The organism is Rahnella sp. GSA61A, assembly GCF_019969905.1.
Lineage (GTDB): Bacteria > Pseudomonadota > Gammaproteobacteria > Enterobacterales > Enterobacteriaceae > Rahnella > Rahnella aceris.
On the sequence record NZ_JAHXYO010000001.1, the window covers coordinates 1 to 13,683 of the forward strand.

10 protein-coding genes and 1 pseudogene are annotated in these 13,683 nt (G+C 48.7%); 9 read left to right on the plus strand and 2 right to left on the minus strand.

Features of this window, described 5'->3' with window-relative positions; all coding sequences use genetic code 11:
* Positions 1–681: pseudogene (locus tag LC431_RS00005) on the plus strand (IS4-like element IS1271 family transposase); the annotation flags it as partial.
* Positions 682–728: 47 nt separating this feature from the next.
* Here the strand turns inward: LC431_RS00005 and tkt are convergent.
* Positions 729–2,723 (minus strand): transketolase, encoded by a 1,995-nt coding sequence (gene tkt, locus LC431_RS00010; protein WP_013576805.1) that lies wholly within the window; start codon positions 2,721–2,723, stop codon positions 729–731.
* A 248-nt stretch (positions 2,724–2,971) separates the two neighbouring features.
* Here tkt and LC431_RS00015 point away from each other — a divergent pair, with 248 nt between their 5' ends.
* The 8 genes from LC431_RS00015 (at position 2,972) to LC431_RS00050 (ending at position 11,337) form a co-directional block, all read left to right on the plus strand.
* Complete coding sequence (locus LC431_RS00015; RefSeq protein ID WP_223509068.1) at positions 2,972–3,724, plus strand: M48 family metallopeptidase; 753 nt, start codon at positions 2,972–2,974, stop codon at positions 3,722–3,724.
* A 554-nt stretch (positions 3,725–4,278) separates the two neighbouring features.
* A complete protein-coding gene (locus tag LC431_RS00020; RefSeq protein ID WP_013576807.1) occupies positions 4,279–4,866 on the plus strand; it encodes a fimbrial protein StkA in 588 nt (195 codons plus the stop codon).
* Positions 4,867–4,946: 80 nt separating this feature from the next.
* Positions 4,947–5,681 (plus strand): fimbrial chaperone, encoded by a 735-nt coding sequence (locus LC431_RS00025; protein ID WP_223509071.1) that lies wholly within the window; start codon positions 4,947–4,949, stop codon positions 5,679–5,681.
* Positions 5,682–5,722: 41 nt separating this feature from the next.
* Complete coding sequence (locus LC431_RS00030; protein ID WP_223509072.1) at positions 5,723–8,359, plus strand: outer membrane usher protein; 2,637 nt, start codon at positions 5,723–5,725, stop codon at positions 8,357–8,359.
* A 34-nt stretch (positions 8,360–8,393) separates the two neighbouring features.
* Positions 8,394–8,972, plus strand: a complete 579-nt coding sequence (locus LC431_RS00035; protein WP_223509073.1) for a fimbrial protein — start codon at positions 8,394–8,396, stop codon at positions 8,970–8,972.
* Between the two features lie 31 nt (positions 8,973–9,003).
* On the plus strand, positions 9,004–9,588 hold the full coding sequence (locus LC431_RS00040; protein ID WP_223509075.1) for a fimbrial protein: 585 nt from the start codon (positions 9,004–9,006) through the stop codon (positions 9,586–9,588).
* 50 nt (positions 9,589–9,638) lie between these two features.
* Positions 9,639–10,220, plus strand: a complete 582-nt coding sequence (locus tag LC431_RS00045) for a fimbrial-like protein (RefSeq protein WP_223509077.1) — start codon at positions 9,639–9,641, stop codon at positions 10,218–10,220.
* Positions 10,213–11,337, plus strand: coding sequence for a fimbrial protein (locus tag LC431_RS00050; RefSeq protein ID WP_223509079.1), 1,125 nt, complete (start codon positions 10,213–10,215; stop codon positions 11,335–11,337). The genes LC431_RS00045 and LC431_RS00050 overlap by 8 nt, the downstream gene beginning before the upstream one ends.
* Positions 11,338–11,408: 71 nt before the next feature.
* Here the strand turns inward: LC431_RS00050 and speA are convergent, their stop codons facing one another.
* Positions 11,409–13,391, minus strand: a complete 1,983-nt coding sequence (gene speA, locus LC431_RS00055) for a biosynthetic arginine decarboxylase (protein ID WP_223509082.1) — start codon at positions 13,389–13,391, stop codon at positions 11,409–11,411.
* Positions 13,392–13,683 lie beyond the last annotated feature (292 nt).

Below are 13,683 nucleotides of genomic sequence, written 5' to 3' on the forward strand. Positions count from 1 at the left end.
CTGCTACATGACTGGCATAATGCGGGCGAAAATCGCCACTGGCTGACGCCGCTGAAAAAGAACACGCAGTACGAGGTGGTGTGTAAGCTCGGCAAACAGGACGAGCTGATACGGCTGAAAACGTCACCGCAGGCCAGAAAACAGTGGGAAGGACTGCCGGAAGAAATGACCGTGCGGCTTATCCGCCGGAAGGTCAATGGCGTTGAACGGCAGGTTCTGACGTCAATGACGGATGCGATGCGTTATCCGGCCGCCAGCGTGGCGGAGCTTTATAAGCATCGCTGGGAAATCGAGTTAGGATACCGGGAGACGAAGCAGTTTTTACTGGGGAACCGGTGGGCGCTGAGAAGCAAACTGCCGGAAATGGTGAGGCAGGAACTGTGGGGTATCCTGCTGAGTTATAACCTAATTCGTTACCAGATGATCAAGATGGCGTTCAGCCTGAAGGGAGATTATCTGCCTTATCAGCTGAGTTTTAGCGGTGCAGTGTCGGAGATATTACGGTTGTTAATCGGGCTGCCGTGGGCATCAGCGGGAGCCATCCCGGGTCATCTGAAGCATTTTTACAGCAACGCAGCGATGCTAAAACTGCCCTCGAGACGTGAGCGTGAATATGTCAGGGAAGTGAGAGAAAAAAGGTCGAAATATCCCTTAAAAAACAATGCCGGTCACCTTAAGTGACCGGCATTAACCCGAAGGTGCTTTTAAGCGGCTCTAAGAATGCGGGATTACTTCAGTAACGCCTGTGCCTGAGCAACAACGTTATCAACAGTGAAACCGAATTCTTTGAACAACAGTTCTGCTGGCGCAGATTCGCCGAAGCTGTGCATTCCGACGATAGCACCATTCAGGCCAACGTATTTGAACCAGTAATCAGCAATACCGGCTTCAACCGCAACGCGCGCAGAAACGGCTTTCGGCAGGACAGATTCACGGTAAGCCGCGTCCTGTTTGTCGAAGGCATCCGTGGACGGCATAGAAACCACGCGCACTTTAGTGCCCGCTGCAGCCAGTTTGTCTGCCGCTTCTACCGTGATACCGACTTCAGAGCCGGTCGCGATCAGGATCACTTCCGGCGTACCGTCGCAATCTTTCAGCACGTAACCCCCGCGCGCCACGTTGGCCAGCTGTTCAGCGGTACGTGGTTGCTGGGTCAGGTTTTGACGGGAGAAGATCAGGGTAACCGGACCGTCATTACGCTCGATGGCGTATTTCCATGCCACGGCAGATTCAACCTGATCCGCAGGACGCCAGGTGCTCATGTTTGGCGTAACGCGCAGGCTGGCGATTTGCTCAACCGGCTGGTGTGTCGGGCCATCTTCGCCCAGACCGATGGAGTCATGGGTGTACACGAACACGTTGCGGATCTTCATCAGTGCGGCCATACGCACGGCATTACGCGCATATTCCACGAACATCAGGAAAGTCGCAGAGTACGGCAGGAAACCGCCGTGCAGCGCGATACCGTTGGTGATCGCGGTCATACCGAATTCACGTACGCCATAATGGATGTAGTTACCTGCCTGATCGTCGCCGATAGACTTCGAACCAGACCACATGGTCAGGTTGCTTGGTGCCAGGTCAGCAGAGCCGCCCAGGAATTCAGGCAACACTTTACCGAACGCTTCCAGCGCATTCTGGGAGGCTTTACGGCTGGCGATGTTCGCAGGATTAGCCTGCAATTGTTCGATGAATTTCTGTGCTTCGGTTTCCCAGTTTGCTGGCAGCTCGCCGTTCACACGACGTTTGAACTCTTTTGCCAGTTCAGGGTGCGCTTTAGCGTAAGCGTCAAACTTGTCGTTCCACGCAGCTTCTTTGGCTTTGCCGGCTTCTTTCGCGTCCCACTGCGCATAGATATCTTGCGGGATTTCAAACGCCGCGTATTTCCAGCCCAGTGCTTCGCGGGTAGCGGCCACTTCGGCTGCGCCCAGTGCGGCACCGTGTACATCGTGAGTACCGGCCTTGTTCGGCGAACCGAAACCGATCACAGTTTTACACATCAGCAGGGAAGGTTTGTCGGTAACTTTGTGCGCTTCTTCAATAGCCGCTTTGATAGAGTCAGGATTGTGACCATCAACACCACGTACAACATGCCAGCCGTAAGCTTCGAAACGTGCCGCAGTGTCATCGGTGAACCAGCCTTCTACGTGGCCGTCGATGGAAATGCCGTTATCATCATAAAACGCGGTCAGTTTGCCAAGTTTCATGGTACCGGCCAGAGAACACACTTCGTGAGAAATGCCTTCCATCATGCAGCCGTCGCCCAGGAATGCATAAGTCTGGTGATCGACAATGTCATGGCCTGGTTTGTTGAACTGTGCTGCCAGCGTACGTTCTGCGATAGCAAAACCGACGGCGTTCGCGATGCCCTGACCCAGCGGGCCAGTGGTGGTTTCAACGCCAGGCGTATAACCGTATTCCGGGTGGCCCGGGGTTTTCGAGTGCAACTGACGGAAGTTAGCCAGTTCGCTCATCGGCAGATCATAGCCAGTGAGGTGCAGCAGGCTATAAATCAGCATAGAGCCATGACCATTGGACAGCACGAAGCGGTCACGGTCAGCCCAGTGCGGGTTAGTCGGGTTGTGATTCAGGTAATCGCGCCACAGCACTTCGGCAATGTCTGCCATGCCCATAGGGGCGCCAGGGTGGCCGGAATTCGCTTTCTGCACGGCATCCATACTAAGTGCGCGAATAGCGTTCGCAAGCTCTTTACGAGAGGACATGTTCTACTCCAGGTCGGATTAAAAAAGCAGTCAAGAAAGTCATTTTCTCAGACTCGGCATTAAAACGGCAATCTCTAATCACTCTCGTGATTAAGTTCACAAAATCCGCTTTTAAATCAGGGCGTTTTTTCGGACTTACACTATAGATCGTGCACTGCGAAAAACCTACCTTAACGCTATCCTTACAACCAGAGCCTTTTTCAGGCTACAGTTTCTGTTTTGTTAACTTTTTCTGGGAACACAAATTGATGAAATTTCACCCTCTTCTGTTAAGCCTTTTTACCGCGTCACTGGTCAGCGGTTGTGCGACCGTCAATACCGACACTTTAATGCAGTCCGGCGCGCAGGCTTATCAGGCGTATACCCTGAGCGATGCCGACGTCAAAACGCTGAGCGTGCAGTCTTGTGAAGAAATGGATAAAAAGGCGCAGATAGCACCCGACAGCAGCGAATACGCACAGCGCCTGAAAAAAATCTCCGCAGCACTGGGCGATAATATTAACGGCACGCCCGCCAACTATAAGGTTTACCTGACCAAAGACGTCAATGCCTGGGCAATGGCCAACGGCTGTATTCGCGTTTACAGCGGCCTGATGGACATAATGAACGACAATGAAGTGGAAGGCGTGCTCGGCCATGAAATGGGCCACGTCGCACTCGGCCACACCCGTAAAGCCATGCAGGTCGCCTACAGCGCCACGGCGGCACGTTCCGCGATTTCGTCACTCGGCGGCGTCAGCGCAACATTGTCACAATCGCAGCTGGCGGATCTGGGCGAGAAATACGTCAATGCGCAGTTCTCGCAGAAACAGGAATCCGAAGCGGATGATTACTCGTTTGATTTGCTGAAAAAACGCGGTATCGACCCGACAGGTCTGGCAACCAGTTTTGAGAAACTGGCAAAACTGGATCAGGGCAGCAGCATCGGCTGGTTTGATGATCACCCGCCTTCAGAAGCACGTGCTAAACATATTCGCGAGCGAATTGCTGCCGGGAAATAATAAAGAGATGCATAACAAGTCATCCTGCGGTTCGTCACTAAAAGCGTCGGGCCTCTGACTTTTAATTTCCGTGCTAATCATCCAGGCACCTTCGGGTGCCTTAATATTTTTCCTTTCTGCCTCCCCTCCTCTTCAGCATGTCATTACACCTGTATGTTATGTAAGCAAACAAAACCTGATTACCTTATCCACCTTCAATAGCACAATTTGTTTATCATTTTCACGGATTTTAAAACTAAATCCATCATATATTTTGATATATATTTCTATGCAGTTTTCCATTTCAATTAGAAAAATCGATCATTAAGATCTCTTTATCTGATAATTAATAACTTCCCTAAAAATAAAATTCAATACTTAAAAAATAATTCTGGGGTTCATTACAGATCCCACAATGAAATATTTAGTTACATTCATATTGCAGTGTGTACAACTTGATATAAACAACAACGTAATTATAATTCCTCCTTAGTAAGTCTTTGAAAAAAGCTTATTTAATTCACTACTACTTTTACTTTACTATTTTGTTATTTTCATAATGAAAAGGACATTTCATGAAAAAAATTAAGACGCTCTTCCCTTTATCCGTCTTTTGTCTGGCATTCGGCAGCTTATCTGCCCAGGCAGCGGATTTGGGATTAATTACCTTTGATGGTGCAGTCTCTGACACGACCTGTGAAATCACCACTAACAACGGTATTGCAGCGAATAATGTCACTATCTCAATGCCTGTGGTGACGAAAGCGGCAGTGGATGTCACCACTCGCGCTGCTGGCGGTGTCGGTGCCAAAGAGTTCGAGTTAATGCTGAATGATTGCGCCGAATCAGTGAAAAAAGCCTCCGTCAGCTTCTCTTCACAGCAATTTGCTGAATTGTCCAGCGGTACGCTGAAACCTGATGCTACCGTCTCTGGTAGTGCGCAAAACGTCAGTGTTGCGCTTTACAACAACACAGCAACCAACGTTAGCCAGGTTCTGATCGGCGACCCGACTGATGTGGCACAAAGCGTGGCTCTGGTCGAAGGTCGTGGTGTGTTTGCCTATAAGGCAGCCTATGTACCTAGTGCTGACTGGTCTGCAACAAATAGTGTTCAGTCGGGTAAAGTGAATACTAACGTCACCTTTACTATGAACTACGAATAATATTCAACGTTAATTAATGATTAAGCGTACCCAATGAACAAACAGGTGCGCTTTTATTATAAAATTTAATAGAGGGAAATATGAATTTTATACAGACACCAAAAATTGTTTCATTCTGCCTTGCCGTTCTGGGATTTATTGCTTGTGATGTCTGCGCAGATGTTGTCATTTCTGGTACCCGGATTATTTATCCGGCTCAGGCGAAAGAGATTACGGTGAAACTGGATAACCGCGGTGAAAAAGCCTTGCTGGTTCAATCCTGGCTGGATGATGGCCGCGAGGATGTGAATCCGCAGGAGATGAAAATTCCTTTCCTTGTGACCCCCCCTATTTCACGAATGAACGCCAAACAAGGCCAGACAGTGAAAATTGCCAGCCTTGGGGGCGAATTACCCAAAGATAAAGAAACTGTATTTTGGTTTAACGTTCTTGAAATTCCGCCTAAAGCCAAAAATAGTACCGATGAAAATTTGCTTCAGTTGGCTTTTCGTACCCGCATAAAGTTGTTTTATCGTCCTGAGGGGCTGAAGGGTTCAGCTTCTGAAGCAGCGACGGCATTGACATGGAAAATAGTGAAAAATGGTCAACAAGTTTTTGCAGAAGCGAAAAATGCCACCCCTTACTTTGTCACGGTGAATGAAGCTTTTCTGAATACGAATGGCCGCAAGTACGAACTGGAAACAAAAATGATCGCCCCCGATTCCACTCAGTTGATGAAAGTCGACGGGCTGACGACGACGGTAAACACAGGGAAGATAAATTATACCGCAATTAATGATTATGGCGGAAATATAAAATACGAAGCATCCCTTTAAATAAACCCTGACGCCATCTGATTCATAAAAAAAGCAATATTATGAAAAAAAATAAAATCACAACGGGATTATTACTGCTTCCATTGACTATAGGCGTCAGCGCTGTGTGGTCACCCAGGTCCGTGGCGGAAACTGCGGTTACCAATGATAAATTCGATGAGCAAGTTGGAGATGATGATGAAAATGTAGAGTTTGATAGTCAGTTTCTCTACAGCACAGCAAACAGTGAAAAAATAGACACCCGCCGTTTTAGCAAGGGCAATCCTGTTGTGCCAGGCGTTTACAGCGTCGGTATTTTTATTAACGGTTCATTAAAACTAAACTCTAAAGTCAATTTCGTTGATAACGGGACGAATATTGCCAGCCCGTGTCTCACGCAAAAATTGCTTGAGCAGTTAGATATCCTCATCGATATCGATAAAGAAGATACTGCAGATATTTCGCCGGAAGGCGGGGAAACAACGTGCATTAATCTGACCGAAAAACTCAGTCATTCAAAGGTCAAATTCAATTCATCGGAACAACGCCTGGATATTACTATTCCGCAGATTTATCTCGCAAAACGTCCTTCTGGTTATGTCAATCCGGCTCTGTGGGAAGAAGGCATTCCAGCGTTCATGCTTTCTTACGACATGAATGCCTACCGTTCAAGCGCTGACGGAGATTCTCGCGACAGCGCCTATGCAGGGCTGAATTATGGCGCGAACTTATCTGGCTGGCGTTTTCGTGCCAGAGGTTCAACCAACTGGGATCAGGAAAATGGCCTGTCCTATACCAGTCAGGATGCTTATGTTCAGCACGATATCACCGGATTAAAAGCCCAGTTCGTTTTGGGTGATACTTACACTCAGGGCGATGCCTTTGATTCCATCAATCTGAGAGGATTCAGGGTGTTCAGTGACAGCCGCATGCAACCGGGTTCATCTAACAACTATGCGCCAGTGATCCGCGGCACCGCAAACAGTAATGCGAAAGTGACTGTCCGCCAGAGCGGTACGGTGATTTATGAAACCACCGTACCGCCGGGACCTTTTGCTCTTGATGACATTAACCCAACGGGTTATGGCAACAGTATAGACGTGACAGTAGAAGAATCAGATGGCACCCGGCGTTCTTTCTCAGTGCCCTTCTCCTCGGTCACACAGATGTTACGCCCCGGTAATAGCCGCTGGGATGTAGGCTTCGGCAAACTCAATGAGAGTTCATCCAGCAACTCCCCCGAGGTGGCGGTGCTGACTGGCTATTATGGGATCAATAATACCTTCACCGGCTATGCCGGTGCTGAAGCGATGTCATCGGACTACCTTGCCCTGCTGACAGGGGTTGCGATGAATACCCCGGCGGGTGCATTTGCCTTCGACATTACCCACTCCCGTGCCGATATCGACGACGACCGGTCACTCGACGGTCAGAGCTATCGAATCTCTTACAATAAGCTGTTGACTGAAACCAATACGTCGCTGAATGTTGCGGCTTACCGATTTTCGACACAGGACTATCTGAGCTTACGCGATGCCGCTTCACTTCAGGATGAACTCAGCCGGGATCCAATGAATGAAGAGGAAACTTTTAAAAATTACGACAGAATGAAAAACCAGATACAAATTAATGTTAACCAGCCTCTGGAATATCGTGAACAGAGTTATGGTTCTCTTTATATGACGGGCAGTTGGGAAACTTACTGGAATCAAAATAAGAAAACGTCTCAGTTTTCTCTCGGATATAACAATAGCTATCGTTGGGCAAACTATAGTATTTCCCTTCAGCGTGAGTATAACGAGAATGGCGACCAGGATAATCGACTGTATGTTAATCTGAGTATTCCTCTGGAAAACATTTTCACGCAGGGTAAACGTCCCGGTGGATTTACCAACCTAAATGCCGGCATAAGCACTGACTTTAAAGGCTCCTCGCAAATGGACATGAGTGCTGGCGGTTATAGCGAGGATAATCGCTACAACTACAGCGTTAATACGTCATCTTCACTCGCCGACTCAGAGAATTTAAATCAAATTGGCGGATACGGAAGCTATAACAGCGCTTACGGCCCCGTGAGTCTTTCCGCCTCTTTAACCGATGACGGAGGACGGCAGGCTTCCTTCGGCTCCAGCGGAGGTATGGTTATTCATGCTGACGGGATTACATTTGCTCCCGGAAACATCAATGACTCCGATACGCTGGCACTGGTCAGCGCCAAAGGGGCGAAGGGCACAAAAATGAGTACGGGTGAAGGTCGGATTGACAGTAACGGATATGCAATCACACCTTATCTTTCACCCTATCAGGAAAATACGGTGGGTCTGGACATCAGCACACTGGAGGCAGACGTTAATATTGTTAATACCAGCACGATTACCTACCCGCGCAGTGGTTCAGTGGTATTAGTTAATTTCGAAACCGATGAAGGCCGCTCAGTTATTATGGAGTTGCAACGTTCCGATAACGGATTCATTCCTTTAGGTGCTGATGTTTTTAATGATAAAAACATCCTCGTGGGAAATATGGGCCAGGGCGGAATGGCTTTCATTCGCGGTATCGATGATAAAGGGACACTGCATGTTGTCTGGGGAAGTCAGTCTGACCAATCCTGTCAGATTAATTATTCCATCCCGGAAACCCCGGAAAAAGTGAACATGACAATCATGTTAAAAAACATCCTTTGCAAAATCACCCATTGATTTCCAGGCAAATAGAATAAACAGGAGAAAAAGAATGAGAAAGGGATACAGAATATCATTCTCGATATTTTCAGCTTTATTTATCAATATAAACATGACACCGACTTTCGCACAAAATGTTAACGTTACTTTTAGCGCTAATATTATTGAAACGACGTGTGAAATGAGACTGGAAGGCGGTTCAGGAAATGGCATTAACAATACCATTCCTGTTGGTTCGGGTGGAAAGGTAGGGTTAGATAAAATTATTGCCGGTGATAATGCTGCTACGGCAACCTTCAAAATAAAAATTGTGGAATGCCCGGCGGGAGTCACATCGATTAAAACCACCATAAGGGGTACGCAGTCAAATTATGTTAACACACTGATTAGTAATGGAGTTTCAGGTGAAGGGGCATCCTCCTTTTTGGGCGTTTCTATTGCACGTGCCTCGGCGTCAAACCAGCCTTTTGTGATTAACTCCACCAATGACAGCCAGCGGCTCAACTGGAGCAGCGCAGAAATCAATGCAAAAGAGGTCACCCTGATTTCACGCCTGCAAGAAACGCAATCAAATAAAGGAACAACGGGGAATTTCAGCGCCGTTGCCACCTTTAACTTTAACTATGAATAAAATAGAAAAAATCAGGTTATGAAAGATCTGCATGGAGAAGAATAACGTGAAACCCAATCAAATTTTACTGCTTTCAGCAGCATTCATCATGACGTGTTCAGCACATGCCGTTGAGCTCACGCCGACTGAAAATTTAACCGCTACTTTTACTTCTACTATTGAAGCAGGGACTTGTGCTGCCCAGATACAAAACTCATCAGGAACACCGACATCCGCCATTAACTTTAATGATGTCTATAAATCAGAACTGAAACAGAAAAGTAAAATTCAGCCTTTTAAACTGGTTTTCAGCGATTGCTCCGGCGTTAAATCCGCCGAGATCACCGCCAACCCAACAGCAGGAGCCTGTTCCGGTACCGGAGCCAGCGGTGATTCATTTGCCAACAATGGCGGCACTGCAGCGGCGACTGCGGTTGAACTCTGGCGGAATGCACCTGACAGCGGCACTCAGTTCAGTTGTGTCGACAGAGCCACACCGCAAACGGTCACACTCACCACTGCGGGCACAACCCTGAATATGAATGCCCGAATGGTGATTGCAGCAGGCAGTACACTATCAAATGTTACCTCAGGGAACTTTATTGCACCGATCACGTTTGTGATTATCTATCAATAAATCGCCGAGCAAAGACTAATGGAAGGAATATGATAAATCACCCGGTGAATATGAATAATACATTATTACGTTTGTTAACGGTATTAGCCGTGGGGTTTCCTTTCGTCACCAGTGCGGAAAGTGATCTCAACCTGAATATACAAGCTAATATTCTCGAGACGACCTGCCAGTTAACCGTACAAAATGGCGGCGCCATTCATTTACCTACCGTTAGCGTCAATTATTTTGATGATCGCGGTTCCCCGCCTGCGCCAATATTACCCACCGATCAGCTGGGCGGTTATCCGTTCACTGTTAGCCTGAGCGAATGCACGGATGTGATAGAGAATATTCATTTCAGTTTTACCCCGCAATCAGGAAATTTCGCACCTGGCTCTAAACAGGTATTTATCAGCGAAACAGACGGTGCAGCAGATGGCGCCGATAACGTGGGCCTGGTGATATTTTCCCAGAAATACAACACCAATGTGCTGGAGGCAGACGGTTCTTCCGATGTGAATTTCCCGATAAACGCCGCAACACCCGTTGCTGAAATAACGGACTATCACTTCTATACACGTTATCAGAATACAGGTGCTGTCTCAGCAGGCCGGGTTACATCAAAAGTATTAGTGAGTGTTAGCTATGAATAATCATTTACCTTTTAATACAGTGTATATACGGTCGTCTCGTTTCATCCGTACATTCATTTTTACCGCTTTATTAGTACTAACGGGGGATTTAACCGTTAAACCGGCTGAGGCGGCAGTAGAATGTTATTTCAGGGATGCCCCCTACACCGCAACATTAAGCTTTTCCGGCTCTGTGGTTTCCCTGTTACCGCACGTGGCCAGGACGCAAATGATTACGGACTTAAATCAAAAAGCAACCACAACTAAGAATGCGCGTACCGATTGTAGCCCGGGTGATTCTGGTGAGATTTTATATGGGATCGCCGGCGCCATTCCTCAGGTTGACGATTACGCGGGTGTTTCCCCCAGTGCGGGGTTATATGCCACCAATATCCCGGGGATCCTCTATTCAGTTCAAATCAGAGGCACCGGGGCCAGTTACAGAGTTCAAGCTTTTATGCCTTATTTTTTCTCTGACAATGAAACCACGGCACAGAATACCACCAATTTGGAAAACTCAATGGATGGGGGTCAGTGGTATGATTACTATATTGTGCTTTTTCAGACCCCCCAGTTCACCGGTATACCCGCAGGTGTAACCTCCATTCGACCGGCTTCGGCGGGTTATATTGGTGGATTCAGGGTGGGTAAGGAGGACATTAACAACCATCATATTAGTCTGAATATGAGTACTTTCTCCTTCCCCGTGCAAACGCCAACCTGTACTGCGCTGGTCAGCAGTGCGGGCGGCGGTACTATCCCGCTGGGGGATTACAGTGCAGCAAAAGTCAATTCAGGGGCTACCAGCGTGACGAAATTCAGCCTGAATGCTTCCGGCTGTACGAATGTGAACATGTTTAAAACCCGGATGACGACGAATATTGTCGCGCCGGGGAACAATATGTTGTTGGGTAATTCAGTGACATCAAATGCGGCAACGGGTGTGGGTGTGAAAATTACCACAGGTTCTGGCAGCCAGTTGAAACCTAACGACACCAATTCCGTTTACTCAGTAACTGATTTGAATATGCCTTCATCTAAACAATTACAGTTCAACGCGCAACTGGTCGGCGATTCCAGGAGTATTTCGGTAGGACGCTTCTCTGCCACCGGTACTTTTGTTGTCAATTATGAATAGTAAAAAAATGGCGAAGGAGGACCCCTTCGCCATATTATTGTGACGGTAATACGACGTATTATTTCAACGAATTACTCATCTTCTTCAAGATACGTATAACCGTATAAACCGGATTCAAACTCTTCGACGAACTGCGCCTGCAGCTCTGCATCCAGATCGGTTTCTTTCACCTGATCGCGGAAGCGGGACAGCAACACGTTAGGATCCAGCTGGACGTATTCCAGCATGTCGGCCACGGTGTCGCCTTCATCAGACTGCTGCACTTCAATGCTGCCGTCAGGGAACACAAACACATCCACCGCCGCGGTATCGCCGAACAGGTTATGCATGTTGCCGAGGATTTCCTGATACGCGCCGACCATAAAGAAGCCCAGTACCGGCGGATCCTCCGGATCGTACGGCGGCATTGGCATGGTGGTCGCCACGCCGTCACCGTCGATGTAGTGATCAATAGTGCCGTCGGAATCACAGGTGATGTCCAGCAGCACAGCACGACCTACCGGTGGCTTATCCAGACCTTCCAGCGGCAGCACCGGGAACAACTGATCAATACCCCACGCATCCGGCATAGACTGGAACAGCGAGAAGTTGACGTACAGTTTGTCCGCCATACGTTCCTGCAATTCGTCAATGATCGGACGGTGTGCACGGTTGCTCGGATCCAGCTGATCCTGAATTTTGTTGCAGATATTCAGGTAGATATCTTCCGCCCAGGCGCGCTGCGTCAGATCCAGAATACCGTGTGCGTATTGCGAATGGACATCATGCAAATCCATCTGGCTGTCGTGCAGCCATTCACGCAATGAGCGGCGGTTTTCCGGATCGTGCATTTCGTTCCAGGTATCCCACATGCTGCCCAGCGCGCGCGGTGCATCATCTTCAGGCGCAACCGGCTCTTTGAACTCGTTACGTTCAACACCAATCACATTGGAGACCAGCACGGTATGGTGCGCGGTCACGGCGCGGCCAGACTCGGTGATCACCGTCGGGTGTGGCAGGCCATGTTCGTTACAGGCATCGCCGATACCCCAGATGACGTTGTTAGCGTATTCATTCAGGCCATAGTTCACCGAGCAGTCAGACTGCGAACGGGTGCCTTCGTAATCCACGCCCAACCCCCCACCCACGTCGAAGCACTGAATGTTGACGCCCAGCTTGTGCAGTTCAACGTAGAAACGCGCAGACTCACGCACGCCGGTCGAGATATCACGGATATTCGCCAGCTGTGAACCCAGATGGAAATGCAGCAGTTGCAGGCTTTCCAGACGCCCTGCTTCACGCAGCATTTCAACCAGTTGCAGAACCTGAGAGGCCGCCAGACCGAATTTGGATTTCTCGCCGCCGCTGGACTGCCATTTACCGGAGCCCTGCGAGGAAAGACGTGCACGCACACCCAAACGTGGGATCACGTTCAGACGTTCGGCTTCTTCCAGCACCAGTTTAATCTCAGTCATCTTCTCGATAACCAGATATACCTTGTGACCGAGCTTCTCACCGATCAGCGCCAGACGAATATATTCGCGGTCTTTATAGCCGTTACACACGATCACGGAACGGGTCATCCCGGCGTGCGCCAGAACGGCCATCAGTTCAGCTTTCGAGCCGGCTTCCAGACCCAGCGGTTCACCGGATTCCACCAGCGATTCGATCACGCGGCGATGCTGGTTAACCTTAATCGGATAAACCAGGAAGTAGTCACCCTCATAACCGAACGATTCACGCGCACGTTTGAACGCAGCGTTAATCGAACGCAGACGGTGCTGCAAAATTTGTGGGAAACAGAACAGTGCCGGCAGACGCTGACCGTCCTGCTCACGCATGTCTTTCACCAGTTGTGCCAGATCAACACGGGCAGAAGGCTCGTCAGGATCCGGGCAGACACTGATGTGGCCCAGTTCGTTGACGTCAAAATAGTTGTTACCCCAATAGGCAACGTTGTAAGTGCGCAGCATCTTGCTGGCATCACGATCGTTCACGGCAACCTCCTGCATGGAGCGCAAAGAAACAGTATCGCCCGCGTGTGACGGACGGTGGGACTGGATGTCATCAGACATAGGTAAATCCTCTTTCTATACTGACAACATGGCCAGCCACTATCGCAGTAACAACAGGTGAGAACAACCCGCAAGGCTGGCTTTCAGACAGGATAAAACCCTGCGAGCCACAGCCACGGGACTGTTTTCTACTCATATCATTGTAAAACACGTTTTTAGACTCCGTGTAACGAGTCGGGAGAAATCAGGGGTGGATGCCCCGGGAGATTGCAGGCTACATCAGTTATATGTCGGGAATGCGATGTTCACGCAGACCTGAGCTTACTGAGTAGCGTACCGATGTCGGTGACTG